This window comes from Phytohabitans sp. LJ34, from assembly GCF_052068095.1.
Taxonomy (GTDB): Bacteria; Actinomycetota; Actinomycetes; order Mycobacteriales; family Micromonosporaceae; genus Phytohabitans.
Genome location: NZ_JBQHDG010000017.1, coordinates 219,255 through 235,251, shown reverse-complemented (window position 1 = coordinate 235,251; position 15,997 = coordinate 219,255). Strand labels below are relative to the sequence as shown.

12 protein-coding genes and 3 tRNA genes are annotated in these 15,997 nt (G+C 73.3%); 13 read left to right on the top strand and 2 right to left on the bottom strand.

Features of this window, described 5'->3' with window-relative positions; all coding sequences use genetic code 11:
• Positions 1 to 238 precede the first annotated feature (238 nt).
• The 11 genes from ACTMTJ_RS28760 to ACTMTJ_RS28710 all read left to right on the top strand — a co-directional run bounded on the left by ACTMTJ_RS28760 (position 239) and on the right by ACTMTJ_RS28710 (position 11,569).
• Positions 239 to 1,942, top strand: coding sequence for a tetratricopeptide repeat protein (locus ACTMTJ_RS28760; RefSeq protein WP_441221356.1), 1,704 nt, complete (start codon positions 239 to 241; stop codon positions 1,940 to 1,942).
• Positions 1,943 to 2,181: 239 nt separating this feature from the next.
• Positions 2,182 to 4,980, top strand: a complete 2,799-nt coding sequence (locus ACTMTJ_RS28755) for an immune inhibitor A domain-containing protein (RefSeq protein WP_441221354.1) — start codon at positions 2,182 to 2,184, stop codon at positions 4,978 to 4,980.
• 126 nt (positions 4,981 to 5,106) lie between these two features.
• Complete coding sequence (locus tag ACTMTJ_RS28750) at positions 5,107 to 6,009, top strand: cyclase family protein (RefSeq protein ID WP_441221352.1); 903 nt, start codon at positions 5,107 to 5,109, stop codon at positions 6,007 to 6,009.
• A 239-nt stretch (positions 6,010 to 6,248) separates the two neighbouring features.
• Positions 6,249 to 6,322 (top strand) — tRNA-Gln (locus ACTMTJ_RS28745).
• A gap of 27 nt (positions 6,323 to 6,349) precedes the next feature.
• A tRNA-Ser gene (locus ACTMTJ_RS28740) sits at positions 6,350 to 6,432 on the top strand.
• Between the two features lie 4 nt (positions 6,433 to 6,436).
• Positions 6,437 to 6,508: transfer RNA gene (locus ACTMTJ_RS28735), tRNA-Lys, on the top strand.
• A gap of 49 nt (positions 6,509 to 6,557) precedes the next feature.
• Positions 6,558 to 7,769, top strand: coding sequence for a hypothetical protein (locus ACTMTJ_RS28730; RefSeq protein WP_441221350.1), 1,212 nt, complete (start codon positions 6,558 to 6,560; stop codon positions 7,767 to 7,769).
• A 21-nt stretch (positions 7,770 to 7,790) separates the two neighbouring features.
• On the top strand, positions 7,791 to 8,384 hold the full coding sequence (locus ACTMTJ_RS28725) for an acetoacetate decarboxylase family protein (RefSeq protein ID WP_441221348.1): 594 nt from the start codon (positions 7,791 to 7,793) through the stop codon (positions 8,382 to 8,384).
• Positions 8,381 to 9,394 (top strand): SMP-30/gluconolactonase/LRE family protein, encoded by a 1,014-nt coding sequence (locus tag ACTMTJ_RS28720; RefSeq protein WP_441221346.1) that lies wholly within the window; start codon positions 8,381 to 8,383, stop codon positions 9,392 to 9,394. The genes ACTMTJ_RS28725 and ACTMTJ_RS28720 overlap by 4 nt, the downstream gene beginning before the upstream one ends.
• 670 nt (positions 9,395 to 10,064) lie before the next feature.
• On the top strand, positions 10,065 to 10,559 hold the full coding sequence (locus tag ACTMTJ_RS28715; protein WP_441221344.1) for a hypothetical protein: 495 nt from the start codon (positions 10,065 to 10,067) through the stop codon (positions 10,557 to 10,559).
• Between the two features lie 185 nt (positions 10,560 to 10,744).
• Positions 10,745 to 11,569, top strand: coding sequence for an alpha/beta fold hydrolase (locus tag ACTMTJ_RS28710; protein WP_441221342.1), 825 nt, complete (start codon positions 10,745 to 10,747; stop codon positions 11,567 to 11,569).
• Between the two features lie 56 nt (positions 11,570 to 11,625).
• Here ACTMTJ_RS28710 and ACTMTJ_RS28705 read toward each other — a convergent pair whose 3' ends face one another.
• Complete coding sequence (locus ACTMTJ_RS28705) at positions 11,626 to 12,603, bottom strand: DMT family transporter (protein ID WP_441221439.1); 978 nt, start codon at positions 12,601 to 12,603, stop codon at positions 11,626 to 11,628.
• A gap of 117 nt (positions 12,604 to 12,720) precedes the next feature.
• Between ACTMTJ_RS28705 and ACTMTJ_RS28700 the strand changes: the two genes are divergently transcribed.
• A complete protein-coding gene (locus ACTMTJ_RS28700) occupies positions 12,721 to 13,650 on the top strand; it encodes a LysR family transcriptional regulator (RefSeq protein ID WP_441221340.1) in 930 nt (309 codons plus the stop codon).
• Between the two features lie 85 nt (positions 13,651 to 13,735).
• A complete protein-coding gene (locus ACTMTJ_RS28695; RefSeq protein WP_441221338.1) occupies positions 13,736 to 14,974 on the top strand; it encodes a hypothetical protein in 1,239 nt (412 codons plus the stop codon).
• On the opposite strand, the gene ACTMTJ_RS28690 is transcribed toward ACTMTJ_RS28695, so the two are convergent.
• Positions 14,955 to 15,953, bottom strand: a complete 999-nt coding sequence (locus ACTMTJ_RS28690) for a hypothetical protein (protein WP_441221336.1) — start codon at positions 15,951 to 15,953, stop codon at positions 14,955 to 14,957. The genes ACTMTJ_RS28695 and ACTMTJ_RS28690 overlap by 20 nt on opposite strands.
• Positions 15,954 to 15,997 lie beyond the last annotated feature (44 nt).

Sequence of the window (15,997 nt, the reverse complement as noted above, 5' to 3'; positions counted from 1 at the left end):
TGCGCGGGCAGTGGCGCCCAGCGTGGGGTCCGGGCGCGTGTCGACGGCGCGACGCAATATCGATGAGTCGCGATCCTCTGGAACGTTTCGAAGTATGACCCGGAGGTTTTCGGAGCACAAGACCCTTGTATGTCAGCGGTATTCCGGCCACGGGGCGTCGCCGTGCGTGAAGCGGAGCCGAGCGATGGAGAAGTCGATACCGCAAGTCTTCCGGAAGGCCGGTGCGATATCTTCACGCATGCGTTTGTGGCTCCTCCGGTGGCTGGCGCGGGTCGCACCGCGGCGGTACACGGGACGGTTGATCCCGGCCCTTCGGCGGCGCTCGGTCCGGGCGGCGGCGCGTGCACGCCGGCCCGAAGCCGTCGCGGCGGCCCTGGAGACGGTGGCGGCGGCACGCCGGCCCGGAGTCCCGGCACCTACCCTTGTCGTGGCTCTCGCCACCGCGTCGCTGGGGCTGCGCGAGGCGGGCGAGGCGGACCGGGCCGCCACGGCGCTCGACGAGGCGCTCCACCTCGGCGCACAGCCCGCGTCGACGGAGGACGGAGCGGCCCTGAGCGCCCTCGCGACGGCGCTCTTCGCGGCCGGCCGTCCGGCGGAGGCGCTCGACGCCGCGGAACGGGCGGTCGCCCGGCTGCGCGGCCACGCCTCGGCCGACCTCGCCGGAGCGCTGGCCCAGCTGGGCGTCTGCCTGAGCTGGCACGGCCGGCACGAGGAGGCGGTGGCCGCGCATCGCGAGGCGGTGGACCTGTACGGGCGGCAGCCGGTCCGGCGCTGGCTGGTCCAGGCCGGCTGGCAGCTGTTCGCGGAGCGCCGGCTGGCGTTGGCGCTCGCCGAGACCGGCCGGCACGAGGAGGCGCTGGCCGCTGTCTCGCACGTGATACCCCTGCTGGCCTGGGAGGCGCGGTTCAACAAGGGCAATCCCATGCCCGGCCCGCTGCTCCGCTCCGTCGCGAGCTGGCAGGCCGCGCTCGGGCGCACGGACGACGCGCTGACCAACGGCCGGCGAGCGGTCGAGGCGCTCCGCGGAAACGTCGCGGTACACGGCGTGGCCTACGAGCCGGAGCTGGCGCGGGCGCTGACCGATCTCGGCGAGCGGTTGCGCCACGCTGGGCAGCCGGGCGAGGGCGAGCCGCTGGTGCGTGAGGCGGTCGCCCTGTGGCGGCGCCTGCCCGACTCGGACGCGGGGCTGCTGGGGGCCTTGGGGGTGCTCGGCGACCTGCACTGGTCGGTCGACCAGGACCGCGGGCACGCGACCCAGCGGGAAGCCGTCGACGTGGCGCGGCGCCTGGCGGTGGATCCGTCGTACGAAACCACGCTCGCGCGGCATCTAGTCGTGCTCGCCGCCCGCGCGTCCCGGATCGGGCTGCGCGCGGACGCGCTGGCGGCGGGCGAGGAGGCGGTCGCCCTCGCCCGGCGGCCACCGGTCGAGCCGGCGACCCTGGCCTTGTGCCTGGCGGAGCTGGGCGCGCTGCTGCTACGCGTGGGCCCGGTCGAGGACGCCGAGCCGCCGCTCGAGGAGGCGGTCGCGCTGCTCCGGTCGCTCGCCGCCGACGATCCCGACACCCACGAGCCGTCGCTGGCGAAGGCACTGGGAAATTTCGCGCTCGCCCGCACCGGCCCGGCCGAGGTGCCCACACTGGACGAGGCGGTCGCGCTCTACGAACGGATCGGCCGCGACGGCCGCGTGGCGGCGCGGACGCCGCTCACCGTGCTGTTCACCAGGCTCGCCCGCGTACACGCGGCGGGCGGCCGGCCGCCGGAGGCGGTCGCGGCGGTGGCGCGGCTCGCCGCCGTCGCCCCAGGCGCGGAGCTGACCGAGTCACGCCGCGCGGAGATCGCCCAGGCGCTCCGCGACGTGAGCGAGGTCGCGCCCGGCGAGCCGGCGCCGCCGGCACTGGTGGCGCTCCTGGAAGGAGCGAGCCGCCGGGAACAGCCGGCATGACGGACAAGCGGCAACTGTCCGGTTGTCCGAACTCGACCGTCCCCGAAGCGACAACGGTGGTTGTCCATGGCCGTGGGGTGGAATAACGTCCTTTCGTTGCCCGCGTATTCGGTTGGATGCGTGGAGTGACCGAGCTCGTGCAAGGACGCGCGAGAAAGGGGAGGACCTTGTTAGGCCGTGGATCCAGCGGGGCGACTATGTGGACAAGTAGGAAAAGACGGGCGTTAGTTTCCATACCAGTGCTGGTCATCGCCGTGGCCGGTGTGTCGGTCACCTCGGCCGGCCCGGCGGCGGCCGACCGCCCCGCCAACTTCACACCCACCGACCGTGACTTCTACATCAACTACGTCGACCCGAAGGTCGAGCGCACCACCGACGGCCGCGAGGTCGTGACCACGGAGGGCAAGCGCAAGGTCAAGCGGGCGCTTCCCGACCCGGTCGCGGAGTACGGCCGCAAGTTCTCCGAGGGCAACCCGGTCGCCGCCCGCGGGCTGGCCAAGACCGAGGCCGAGGCGATCCGCACCGGCAAGAACCCCCGGGACATCCGCTACAAGCAGGCCGACCAGACCCAGGTCGCCAAGCTGCTGACCATCCTCATCGAGTTCAACCCGAACGCCAACGACGACTTCAGCGGCGTGATGGTGCCGCAGGCGACGTTCGACGACGCCACGACACCGCAGAACGAGCGGGACTGCGTGCCGGGCAACGTCCAAAATGGACCGCTGCACAACAACATCCCCAACCCGGCCGAGGCCTCGCACCCGGACAACAACAGCTTCTGGGTGCCCGACTTCTCGCCGGAGCTGTACAACGACATGCTGTACACAAAGGACGGCATCACCGAGCGGGTGCGGCCCGACCTGCGCGGCCCGGACGGCAAGAAGGGCATCAACCTGCGCGGGTACACGATGAGCAACATGTACCTGGAAATGTCCAAGGGCGCGTACACCGTGGACGGTGAGGCGACGCCGTGGGTGACGGTGCCGCACTCCGAGGCGTGGTACGGCGCGGACACCTGCACGCAGAACGCCGAAGGCGTGTGGGAGGCCGGCGCGAGCCAGGACATGAACGGGCACCCGGACAACCCCTCCGGCCCCGGCGCGCTCGGCGTCGACGCGGTGAACGTCCTCGCGGCCCAGAACCCGGACTTCCCGTGGGCCGACTACGACATCGAGGACGTGTCGGACGCGGACGGCGACGGCAACGTCCTCGAGCCGGACGGCGTCGTCGACCACCTCGTGCTCGTGCACGCCGGTGAGGACAAGTCGGGTGGCGGCGGCGCCCAGGGCCCCTACGCGATCTGGGCCCACTCCTCCGCCATCGTGCCGGGTCACACCGTCCCGGGTACCGACGTCCAGATCAGCAACTACATCGTCCAGCCCGAGGACTCCGGCGTCGGCGTGTTCGCCCACGAGTACGGCCACGACCTCGGCCTGCCCGACTGGTACGACACCGCGTCCGGTGGTGACTCCGATGTGGACTTCTGGGACCTGATGGCCTCCGGATCGCACACCGGCCCGATCTTCCAGGGCATCCCGACGCACATGGGCCTGTGGGACAAGTTCGTGCTCGGCTGGGCCGACCCGCTGATCCTCAACCCCGGCGACGACCCGGCGAAGGTCAAGATCGGACAGACGTCGCGCACCCCGGTCGGCACCGAGGACGGCGTGCGGGTCAACCTCCCCACCAAGGAGGTCACCCTCTCCACGCCGCACAGCGGCGCCAACCAGTGGTGGACCAACAACGACCAGTCCTGGGCGGACGTGCGGCTGACCCGCGAGATCGCGGTTCCGACCGGCACCGACGTGCGGTTCTGGCTGTGGGACAACTACTCGATCGAAGAGGACTGGGACTTCGGCTTCGTCGAGGTGTCCACCGACGGTGGCGCCACGTGGGCCGAGCAGAAGATCTTCGACGCGGCGGGCAACCTCGTCTCCACCGACGACGACTACGCCGACCCGAACGGCCGCATGCACGACTACGGCGACAAGAAGTACGGCCTCACCGGCTCCACCGGCGGGCAGTGGCGGCACGACTACGTCAGCCTGAACGCCTTCGCCGGCCAGACCGTCCAGCTGCGCCTGCGGTACGCCACCGACGCCGGCTTCGAGGACACCGGCTGGTTCGCGGACGACTTCTCGGTCACCGCGGACGGCACCACCACGTGGTCCGACGACGTCGAGAGCGGCACCAACGGCTGGACGCCGACGGTCGAGACGTTCACCAACACCACGGGCACCGGCTGGGGCATCTCGCCCGGCGAGTTCTCGTTCGCGCACTACTACCTCGCGGAGTGGCGCAACCACGACGGCTTCGACGAGGGCCTCAAGTACGCGTACAACACGAACTACCTGCGCGACGGCGCGTGGAAGGTCGACCGGGTGCCGTACAACGCGCCGGGCATGCTGGTGTGGTACCGCGACACCAGCTACGGCAACCTCAACCACGTCCTCAACAACGTGTTCGACCCGCCGAGCATCGGCGCCAAGGGCGGCCTGCTGATCGTCGACTCACACTTCGACCCGCTCCGCCGCAAGGGCGTGGCGGCCGACAAGGACCCGTCGGCGCTCAACAACCTCCCGTCGCGGCCGCAGTCCTCGAACGCGGCGTTCGGCTTCGGCAACACGTACCCGTTCAAGGAGTGCTTCGAGGCGCCGGGCGAACCGTTCAGCGGATACTGCACCAGGTTCGGTCCGCAGGCCCCGGTCAAGGGCTTCACGGACGCGAAGGGCTGGTACCCCGGCATCGAGTACCGGCCGGACCTCGACCCCGAGGACCCGCTCTTCTTCCGTGACGCCGACGCGTCGGTCGTGGTGCCCTCCGTTGGCGGCGCGCCGTACACCGTGCGGATCGTCAACAAGGATGGCAAGCGGGCCACCGGCCAGTTCGGCATCGACCTGGGCGGCGGAGTCCTGACCGGCACCGGCAACCCGGGCGACGCCAACGTCGAGTTCGGCGTCGGGTTCCGGCTGGTCTACCCCGGCTACCAGAACAAGTGGGCCACCGTCCTGGTGACCCCACCGGCCGCCGCGCCGTAACCCACCACTTTCCGAAAGGGACCGCCGCCGGCATCCGCCGGCGGCGGTCCCGCGTTTAGCACCGCTGAAGGCGGGATGTAGCAGCGTGCGCTACTACTGAACCTGTCTCTGGGGGATGATCGGCCCATGACCGAGTACCGGGCGGCCTTCGACGCCGACGTGACCTTCCTCAACGGCGGCGGGCTGCAAGTGCGGGGCTTCCGGCTCGACGTCCCCGGCGCCGACGTCGCCGAGGAGGCGCTCGCCGACCTGTTCGTCCGCGAGCTCGGCCTGCTCATGGTCGGCGAGGTGCGGCTGCGCGACGTGCGGGTCCTCGCCGAGGCGCACAAGGGCCTGCGCACCGCCGACGCGGCTCCGCGGCGAGCCGGCCGGCTCGTGGAGCTCAACCACGTCATCACCGCCGGCATGACCACCTACCCCGGCCTGCCCGGACCGGAGATCACCCCGCACCTCACGCGCGCCGACTCGCGCGGCCGCTACGCGCCCGGCACCGAGTTCGCCATCGACCGGATCAGCATGGTGGGCAACACCGGCACCTACCTCGACAGCCCCTTCCACCGGTACGCCGACGGCACCGACCTGGCCGGCGTACCCCTGGACGCGGTCGCCGACCTGCCGGTCGTGCTCGTCCGGCTGACCGGCAGTGCTGAGCCGGGCGTGACCGCGACGGCTCTCGCCCCGTACGGCGTGGCCGGCGCCGCCGTGCTGCTGCACACCGGCTGGGACCGGCACTGGGGCACCGATGCGTACGGCGCGCCCGACGCCCCGTACCTCACCGAGGACGGCGCACGTGCCCTCGCCGCGGCCGGCGCGCGGCTGGTCGGCATCGACAGCGTCAACATCGACAGCGTCGCCGGCGACACCCGCCCCGCGCACTCGATCCTGCTCGCCGCCGGGATACCGGTGCTGGAACACCTCACCGGGCTCGACCAGCTCCCACCCACCGGCGCCCGCCTGCACGCGGCACCGCCCCGGGTGCGCGGCTTCGGTACGTTCCCGGTGCGCGCATACGCGGTACTGACCGAATAGGACGGTGGCGGGCTAAAAGCGTTGCGCCGGCTGCCGGCGCGGGCTTACCGTCATTGTCGATACCACACCGACCGGGGAGTCACCGACATGTTGCGGCAAGCCACCGCCAAACCGCGGCGCTGCGCGCTGTGCGGTTTCGCGGGCACGCCCTCCGTCGGCGGGCCCGGCCAGTGCCAGCGGCGGCGAAGTTAGCCGGGGACACTCCCGCGCCGGCGCCGCCCACCCACACCGCTCCACCTTCCGGGGTACGGCGTTGGCGTCCGTGACCGCGCTTTGAACGCGGGGCCCGTGGGTTCGATTCCCGCCCCCGGAGCGGCGCCGAGTCCGGCCGCTGGCTCGCGGAGGGTTCGCCATTGGCAAGGCACGCGGGTTGCTAACCCGTCGCGGGTCACACCGTTGCCGGTTCGACTCCGGCACCCTCCTCTTCGCCGCCGGCGCCTGATGGACGGGCTCCGCACTTTTAATGCGGACTGCGGGGGTTCGATTCCCTCCGGCGGCACCCTCACCGGCGACGGGAACCCGCCGCCGCCTCCACGGCTCCTACCGGCATGGCGCATCACTGGGGCCGCATCCTGGCCGGCACCGCCCTGTCCCTGTCCGTGCTGGCGGCGGCTACCGCCTGCGACGCGGACACCGGCCGGCCGGCCGCCGCGCCGACGACGCCCGGCCACGCGCCGCCGCCGCTGGCGGAGGTGAAGGTCGACCTCGGGCTGCCGGAGGGGTACGCGCCGGTGTCGGTGGAGTTCGCCGACGCGTGGCACGGGTACGCGCTCTTCGTCCGCTGCGGCACGCTCTGCGACGCGCGGCTCTTCCACACCGCGGACGGCGGGCGCACCTGGCGGCCGCGCGAGCACCCGCGTCCGGAGGCGAAGAACCACCAGCTCTACAGCGGTGGCGGCCACGTGGTCGTGCTGCTGGCCGAGCCGCACTCCTGGTACGTCTCGCGGGACGCCGGCGCCTCCTGGCAGCCGCGCCCCTACGACGCCCGGGGACGCACGCCGGTCGAGTACCACTCGGCCAACGGCACGTACTACCTCGACTGCCCCGAGTCCGGTGGCCGATGCGCGGTCCGGGACTGGACGGCCGGCACCGGCTGGCGGCGGGATGTGCCGGCGGAGCTGGCGGCGGCCCGCTCGCTGACCAACGGACGCGACGGCCGGATCTGGCTGTCGGGTGTGGACGGTGGGCGGATCGTCACCGCGGTCGGCTCGGCCGGCGGCGGGTTCACCCGGCTCCCGGTCCCCGACCAGCCGGGCCGCGCCGTCTGGAACGCCCGGGTGGTGACCTCCGCGGACGGCCGGGACATCTGGCTCGTGGCCGGCCAGGAGCAGGCGGACGCCGCCGCGGCGCCCGCCCGCCTCGCGCCCGCCCGGCTCGCACCCGCCCGGCTCGCACCCGCCCGGCTCGCGCCCGTCGGGCTCGTGGCGAGCGCGCGCAAGGGCACCGGGCTGCCGCTGCTGTGGCGGTTCGAGGCGGGCGCCTGGGTGCCGTACCCCATCAGGGGGATCGAGGAGAAGGCCAACTGGCCCTACTCGGTCGCGCCGGCCGGTGGCGGCCTCCTGGTGCTCGCCGGGCCGGAGCTGACCGGATACCTCGACGGTGGCGCCTACTCCCCCGCACCCGGCGCGCCCCGACTGGACTGGGTGGGTCAGCTGCCGGACGGCACGCTCTTCGGCCGCGACAACCGTCCCGGCGTCACGTACCTCAGCCCGGGCACCGGCCCGGCACGCACGTGGTCCACCGTTGAGGTGAGCGCCTGACCCGTGGGGCACCATGGACGGGTGAGCTACCCGCCGGAGCCGTGGCACCTGCGCGGCCAGATGTACGTGTCGCTGTGGATGGTGCCGCGTGCCGCGCTGCCGCCGCCGCCCCAGGCCCGGCCGCTCACCGTCGCCGGCCGCGGGTTCGTCGGCACTGCCTGGGTCGACTACGGCCCGGGTGGTGTGCTGGAGTACCGGGAGCTACTCTCGGCGGTGCTCGTCCGCCGGGCCGCCCGCCCGCTGGTGTCCATCGTGGACATCTGGGTGGACAGTCCCGCGTCCCGCGACGGCGGCCGCGAGCTGTGGGGCATCCCCAAGGAGCTGGCCGAGCTCGATTTCACCGAGACCCGGGCGCGAGCCGGCGGGATCGCCGAGGCCCACCTCGCCACGGGCCGGCGCCTGCCGGGTCGCTGGCCCACGCGGTTCTCCGTGATCCAGGAGCTCGCCGGCCGGGCGAAGGTCTCGCCGGTACGCGCCCGCGCCGCCGTCCGCCTCGCGAAGGCCACCTGGCAGGTGGCGCCAGCCGGCCCGCTTGCCTACCTCGCCGGCCGCCGCCCGCTGCTCACGCTCGCCCTGCGCGACTTCGACATGGTCTTCGGAAGCGAGTCCAAATGAACGCCGTCCCCCGCCCACCGGCGCCCTGGCTGATCCGCCCGGCGAAGCTGCCGGCCACCACCCCGCCGCCCCTCACCGGCCCGTGGGCGCCGGCCGACACCGGCCTCGACACCGCCGACATCCTCGCCGTGCCCGGCGGCGCCCGCGGCCCGGAGGACGTCGTCGCCGACCCCGAGGGCCGGATCGTGACCGGCACCGAAGACGGCTGGATCTGGCGCTTCCCGCCCGGCGCCGCACCCGAACGCCTGGTCAACACCGGCGGCCGCCCCCTCGGCATCGAGCTCGACCCGCGCGACGGCAGCCTGATCGTCTGCGACGCCTACCGCGGCCTGCTCCGGATCACCGGCGACGGCGCCATCACCGACCTGACCCGCTCCGCCGGCGGGACCCCGATCCTGCTGTGCAACAACGCCGCCGTGGCCCGCGACGGCACGGTCTACTTCACCGACAGCTCCAACCGCTTCCCCGTCTCACACTGGCGCCGCGACCTGCTCGAACACCGCCCCAACGGCCGCGTCCTCGCCTACGACCCCGCCGCCGGCACCACCGAGGTCGTCGCGACCGGCTTCCACTTTCCGAACGGCACCGCCCTCACCCCCGACGAGTCCGCGCTGCTGGTCTGCGAGACCGCCGCCCACCAACTCGTCCGCCTGTCCCTGCCGGACGCGACGGTCACCCACCTCGGCGACCTGCCCGCCTACCCGGACAACATGTCGTCGGCCGGCGACGGCACCTACTGGGTCGCGCTGGCCAGCCCCCGCGTGCCCATCGCCGAACGCCTGCTCCCCCACCCGGCGATCCGGCGGCTGGCCGCCATCCTCCCCACCCGCCTACAACCCCAACCGATGCCGTACAGCATCGTCGCCCGCGTCGACGGCGACGGCCGGGTGCTGCGCACGATCCACGGCCCGGCCGGTCGCTACGTGATGGTGACCGGCGTCCGCCAGCACGGCGACACCCTCTGGCTGGGCAGCCTCACCGAGCGGGCGATCGCCCGCCTCCCCCTCTAGAGACCTTTCGCGCACGGTCCGTTTGTCCACAATGCCGCGTGCCGAGTCGACGGGCACCAGACCCGACAGAGGCGCCGTCACCGCGAGTAACCGCCACTGCGATGTGAACGGCGTCCGATGCCAGATCTTGGAGAGTTACGCCGCTATATCAACCCGAAGTCTCCTAGATCTCAAGCCCGACCCCCGACGCTGGTGACGCCGCGTCAGGATGTCGTAGGTGGGGGCTTGTCCCGCGGAGCCGGCAGTGGACGGCCGGAGATTTCGGCTCGCCCTGGCGAGCCGCCGGCCGGGAGCGGTGCCCGCGGGAGCATACGGTCCGCAGCTGACGCGGACCTGGGAAAATCTGTCTCGAGTCTGACCGTGCATTGTGGCCAAGCGCGCCGACCCCGACCGCGCTCCCGGAGTCGGTATGTGCCGCGGCCCGCAGGCCGCGAGACGGGGAGGTGCCATCCCGGCGGCCATCAACCTCGGAGGGCTGTCGACCTGCTCGCACAGACGGGGCAGCTCGACAGCACGGGGTGGGCGCGACAAGGCCGGATGTGACACGGGTGGGGCCGTGCGGCGACAGCTCGCATCGTGGCCGCGCCCGAACGGGTGATAGCCCGCCTTACGCCACCGCCGGGATCCTGTACACATAGGAGCATCTTTCCCCCCTCGAAAGGTAAGACCGATGGCGTGGAGCAAGGAGAAGGTCAAGGCCGTCCTGCTCGATATCCTCGAACGGGCCGGCTGGTCGGCCGGGCAGGTGTTCTTCGCGACGCTCCTCGCGGGCGGCACCGCGAGCACCGTCGCCAACCTGCCGTGGCGGTACGCCATCACGGTCGCGATCAGCGCGGCGGTGTCGTCGGCGTTGCTGACGGTGTTGCAGTACGTCGGCCGGATCACCGACCTGTCCTTCTGGCCGGACCTGCTGGTGCGCCTGGCGAAGACGTTTCTCGCCTCCCTGGCCGGTTCCATCGCCGCGGCGGGTGTCTTCGACGTGACGACCTTCAACTGGGACGCCGCCCTCAACGTCGCGATCATCGCCACGGTCACGGCGCTCGGCAAGGGCCTGCTGGCGCGGGAGCGGCCGGTGCCGCCCGCGACGACCGCGAAGCAGGCGGAGCGGGAGGCGAGTCCGTCGACGTTGCCGCTGGAGACGTACAACGAGGCGACCCAGCGGTAGTCCGGTCCGTCCGGAAAGGACGGTCGGGCGGGGCCGCTCAGCCGCCGCGACCAGGAGCACCGCCAGGCCGGCGACGACGAGGCGGTGCGCTTTCTTGACGCGGACCCCGATTAACGCCCCAGATGTGTAGATCTTGGCGTTGCGGGTGTTGGATCCGGGCGGTGCGGCGGGGCCAGGATCAGGGCATGACGACTTCGACCGCCACCCACGCGCTGGACGTGCCCGGCGCCACCCTGCACTTCGAGATCCGCGGCGACGGGCCGCTCGTGGCCCTGGTCGGCGCGCCGATGGACGCCGACGCGTTCGCCCCGCTCGCCGACCTGCTCGCCGCCGACCACATGGTGCTCACCACCGATCCGCGCGGCATCCGCCGCAGCCCGCTCGCCGACCCCGAGCAGGAGTCCACCCCGGAGCTGCGGGCCGGCGACCTCGCCGCCCTGCTCACCCACGTCGGCGGCGGGCCTGCCGCGGTGTTCGGCTCCAGCGGCGGCGCATGCACGGTGCTCGCGCTGGCGCAGGCCCACCCGGAGACGGTGCACACGGTCGTCGCTCACGAGCCGCCGCTGGCCGACCTCTTGCCCGACCGCGACACCCTGGCCGCCGGCACCGACGAGATGATCGCGAGGTACCTGGCCGGCGACCCGCTCGGCGCCTGGCGGATGTTCTTCGCCCAGGCCGGCATCGACCTGCCCGAGGGCGCGCTCGAGGCGATGTTCGGGGGCGAGCGCGACCCGCGGCACGTGGCCGACGAGCGCCGCTGGTTCGCACACGAGGTGCGTGCGAGCACGTTCTGGCGCCCGGACCCGGCCGCGCTGCGCGCCGGCGGCGCGCGCGTCGTGGTGGGCATCGGTGAGGACTCGGCCGGCCAGCTCTGCGACCGCGCGTCCCGCGCGCTGGCGTCCACTTTGGACGCCCAGGTCGTGATGTTTCCGGGCGACCACACCGGTTTCGTCGACGCACCCGAGCCGTTCGCCGCCACGCTGTCGCCGGTGATCCGCCCGCGAGCCTGACCCCGGAAAGGCGCGCGTCCCGCGGGGCGTGCGCCTCGTCCACAATAGACCGGGTGTCACCAGTCCAGCTTCACCGCCAGCGCGCTTGGGGTGGGTCGGAGCTGGAGGACGGCGACGGAGGACAGGACCAGCACCCCGCCGGCCAGCTGCACCGGGGTCAGGATCTCGCCGAGGGTGAGCGCGGCCAGCGCGGTGGTGACCACGGGTTCGAAGGTGGACAGGATGGCGGCGGTCGACGGACCGGTCCGCTTCAGGCCGGCGAAGAAGGCCAGCATCGCCACGACGGTGGAGACCACCGCGATGCAGACGAGCCAGAACCATCCCCGCCACCCGAAGCCCAGGTCGACGCCGCCGGTGAGCAGGGCGCGGCCGCCGAGGGTGCCGGCGGCGCCGGTCATCACGAGGGTGGAGAGCACCACCGGCGCCAGCCGGTGCACGACGGTGTCGGCGACCAGGATGTAGACCGTGTAGGTGACCGCGGACCCGAAGGCCAGCAGCGCACCGAGCGGGTGGAAGCTCCCGCCGCCAGCGCCGAGCAGGACCAGCAGCGTCCCGCCCGACGCGGCCGCCAGCGCGGCGCCACGTCCACCGGTGAGCCGGTCGCGGCCGAGCAGCACCGCCGCCACGGTGACCAGGACCGGGTAGGTGTAGAGGATCAGCGCCAGCAGCGAGGCGTCCATGAGTTCCAGCGACGAGAAGAACAGGCTCGCCTGCGTGGCGTAACCGATGGCCCCCAGCCCGACGGCGGTGGCCAGTGCCCGGCCGCGCGTCACCGCCGGCCGGCCGGCGGCCTCGCCCGGACGCCGGTCCGGGGCGGCGGCCGCGACCCCGCGCCGGTCCGATCCCGCGGCCTCGACCCGGCGCGGGCCCGGCTCCGCGGCCTCGACCTGGCGCGGACTCGGCTCCGTACGGCGAAGGCCCGGCCGCGCGAGCAGGACCGCCCAGAGCAGGGCCGCGGCCAGGCCGAAGCGCACCAGCAGCAGGGCCCCGGGCGAGACGCCGTCGTCGTAGGCCAACTTGCCGAAGATCGCCATGGCGCCGAAGCACGCCGCGGACAGAAGACACAGTGCGGGACCCACGCTCCAAGGATCAGCGGCCCTACTCGTCGGGTCCAGCGATGATTCATGGAGGCAACTCGTTAGGATTCTCGCATGGTCACGCTGGACCTTCGGCGGCTGCGCTTCCTCCGGGAGTTCGAGGAGCGCGGCACCCTGGCCGCGGTCGCCGCGGCTCTGGGCTACAGCCCCTCCACGGTCTCCCAGCAGCTCACGCTGCTGGAGAAGGAGGTCGGCGCCGCCCTGCTCGTCAAGGCCGGGCGGGGCGTGCGGCTCACCGACGCCGGACAGCTCCTGGCCCGGCACGCCCGCGTGCTGCTCGCGGCCGCCGAGACGGCGGAGGCCGACCTGGCGGCGCTGGGCGGCGACATCCGGGGCACCGTGCGCGCCGGTGGACTCCAGTCGGCCGCCCGGCGCCTGCTGGTCCCGGCACTGGCCCGTATGACGGTCGACCACCCCCGGGTGCGCATGGAGATCTTCGAGCTGGAGCTCGAGCAGTCGCTGCCGGGCCTGCGGCTGGGCGCGGTCGACCTGGTCATCGGTGACGAGTACGACGGCCATCCCCGCCCCCGCCCGGCCGGGCTGCGCTTCACGGTCCTGCTCGAAGAGCCGATCAAGGTCGTGCTGCCGGCGGCACATCCGCTGGCCCGGCCCGGAGGAGCCGTCGCGGTCGCCGCGTTGCGATCCGACGTCTGGACCGCGTCCGCCGAGGGCACCGGTCACCACGCCATGGTCGTCGGGACCTGCCGCTCCCTCGGCGGCTACGAGCCCGACCTGCGGCATCGCTCCAGCGACGCCGACGTCCAGCTCGAACTCGTCCGCGCCGGGGCGGCGGTCGCCCTGATGCCGCCACTGGCTCTGCCGGCCGGCGACCCCGCTGTCGCCATCCGGGACGTCGCCGAAGCCGCCCTCGGGCGCCGCCTTGTCGCCGTCACGCGGGACATTCCGCCCGCTCCCGCGCTGACCGCCCTCCTGACGGCCGTGACGGACCAGGTGCGCGGACTCGACCCGGTCAGAGCCGAGTAACAGGTACCGGAACAAATGGGCCCACGCGGCGATGACCAAGGACGGATGCATTGTCAGTTGTCGATGCCACACCTAGGGTGTCGGCATGCGTCGCATGTGGACAGGGCTGGCGGCCGCCCTGCTGTTGACCGGCACCGCCGTCGCCGTCGCGGAGAGCGCCGCCGCCACGGTGGTCTTCGCGCACGACTTCGAGGACGGCGGCTCCGCCGGCTGGCAGCTCACCGGCGGCCGGTGGGGCGTCTCCACCGACGGCTCGCGCGTCCTGCGCCAGTCGCGCTCCGGCGCCACGTCCGCACGGGCCACCGCGGGCGAGGCCGGCTGGGCGGGCTACACGCTCTCCGCGCGGGTCAAACCCACCTCCCTGTCCGGTCCGTGGGCCGCCGCCGGCATCGTCGCCCGGTCCACCACATCCGGCGGGTACACGCTGGCGTTGCGCCCCGGCGACCGCGTGGAACTGGCCCGCGTGGCGGCCGGGCGGCGCACCGTGCTGGCCACCGCGACGCTGCCGGTGCGCACCGGCCGGTGGTACGACCTGAGCCTGCGCGTCGAGGGCGACCGGCTCCAGGCGACGGTCGGCGCGGCGACGCTCACCGCCACCGACGCCACCTTCGCGGCGGGCGCGGTCGCGCTGTTCACCGAGCGGGCGGCGGCCTCGTTCGACGACGTCACCGTCGACACCGTCCAGGACACCCGGGCACCGTCCCTGCCCGGCCGCCCCGAGCTGCTGGAAGTGACCCCGACGACCGCGACGATCACCTGGCCGGCCTCGACCGACGACACCGGCGTGACCGGCTACCTGATCTACTTCGGCGGCCAGTTCTACGAGGACCACTTCCTGCGCCAGGTCGCCACCAACGCGCCGGTCACGCTGTCGATCGGGGGCAACACCGGCGCCAGCTACCACTTCTCGGTACGCGCCGTGGACGCGGCCGGCAACATGAGCGGCTTCGGCCCGCGGGTCAGCTTCCCGCACCCGCCCACCGTCCCGCGCGTGCCAGGCGACACCGTGCCGCCCACGGCGCCGGGCGTGCCCGTGGTCACCGGCACGGCGAGCGGCACCCTGGTCAGCTGGGCACCCGCCACCGACGACACGGGGATCGTCGAGTACCACGTGGTGCACTCGTTCAACGTCGACGAGGTGCGCGTGCGCGCGATCGTGCCCGGCGGCGTGACCAGCGCGACCGTGTCGTCGCCCGGGACGATGCCCAACCAGGTGTGGGTGGTCGCCTACGACGCCGCCTGGAACGCCACCCGCGGCCCGTCGGCCACCCTGATCCCGTCGACGCCGCCGCCGACCCCGCCGCCTACTGCATCGCCGTCTTGACCGGGTGGTCGAAGGAGCGCGGGCAGTAGAAGACCCACAGTGAGTACGAGCGGCCGATCTGGACACCGGTCGGCTCGCTCGGGCCGAAGAGCGCGTCGGTCTCCGGCTCGGCCGCGTCCTCGACCGGGCGCCAGCTGCCGCTGCCGCCGTCCCACTCGCTGCTCGCCGCGGTGAGCAGCAGCTCCATCGGCGTGCCGCAGTCGTCGCAGTCCATCGGGTACGGGTCGGTCAGGTGCCAGGAGGCGAAGCCGCCCAGCTTCCAGCCCGGGGCGATCGACAGGTCGTACTGGTACGAGTGCTCCGCCTCCTCCTCCCACTCCTCGATCTCGCCGTCGAGGTCTTCGGGCAGCAGGCCGCCGTACCGGTACTCGACCACCGGCTCCGGGTGCACCACGCACGGCACGGGCAGGTAGTGCTCGTCGGCGGCCAGCGGCTCGGGCGGCGCGTCCAGGGCGGTGGCGACGTCGGCCGCGCGCCGCCAGCGGACCGCCACGCGGGGGCAGTACTCCAGGTCGGCGTGGTCGAGCGGGCACCACAGCACCTGGAGCAGGTCGGCGCCGTCCGGGCCGATGAATCCGGGCGTGTCCCGCCGGTAGAGCTGCGCGACCGGCACCATCGCGACCGGCCGTCCGTCGAGCTCCGGCGCCTCGGCCTCCTCCAGCGCGTCGATCTCGGCCTGCTCGGCGTCGGTGATCCGCAGGTCCTCGTCGCGCGGCGTGCGGCGCCAGGCGGCGTCCAGGATGGCGCGCCGCCGCCGCACCGCCGCAGGGTCCGCCGGGTCGCTCACGTCTTCGTGCGGGTCGTCGCAGTGCGGCCACGGCTCGTCGGCGGGCCACAGCAGCGGGCCGCCGACGGAGCTGTGCGTAGCCGCCGGCGCGCCGGGGCGAGGGTGCAGCCGCGTCGTCGAGCGCGCGTGCGCCGCCAGCGCGGGAAACAGCGCCACGACGTCGACGGGGCGAGGAGGGGTAGTCCGGACCACGGTCCAGATGAAATCACGGAAGCGGTGTCGAAGTGGTCCCGGGT

What these genes read in the sequence shown, in the direction of transcription:
- ACTMTJ_RS28760 (WP_441221356.1), top strand. Translation starts at nt 239, where the DNA reads ATGCGTTTGTGGCTCCTCCGGTGGCTGGCGCGGGTCGCACCGCGGCGG.
- ACTMTJ_RS28750 (WP_441221352.1), top strand. Translation starts at nt 5,107, where the DNA reads ATGACCGAGTACCGGGCGGCCTTCGACGCCGACGTGACCTTCCTCAAC.
- ACTMTJ_RS28730 (WP_441221350.1), top strand. Translation starts at nt 6,558, where the DNA reads ATGGCGCATCACTGGGGCCGCATCCTGGCCGGCACCGCCCTGTCCCTG.
- ACTMTJ_RS28720 (WP_441221346.1), top strand. Translation starts at nt 8,381, where the DNA reads ATGAACGCCGTCCCCCGCCCACCGGCGCCCTGGCTGATCCGCCCGGCG.
- ACTMTJ_RS28715 (WP_441221344.1), top strand. Translation starts at nt 10,065, where the DNA reads ATGGCGTGGAGCAAGGAGAAGGTCAAGGCCGTCCTGCTCGATATCCTC.
- ACTMTJ_RS28710 (WP_441221342.1), top strand. Translation starts at nt 10,745, where the DNA reads ATGACGACTTCGACCGCCACCCACGCGCTGGACGTGCCCGGCGCCACC.
- ACTMTJ_RS28705 (WP_441221439.1), bottom strand. Translation starts at nt 12,603, where the DNA reads ATGGCGATCTTCGGCAAGTTGGCCTACGACGACGGCGTCTCGCCCGGG.
- ACTMTJ_RS28700 (WP_441221340.1), top strand. Translation starts at nt 12,721, where the DNA reads ATGGTCACGCTGGACCTTCGGCGGCTGCGCTTCCTCCGGGAGTTCGAG.
- ACTMTJ_RS28695 (WP_441221338.1), top strand. Translation starts at nt 13,736, where the DNA reads ATGCGTCGCATGTGGACAGGGCTGGCGGCCGCCCTGCTGTTGACCGGC.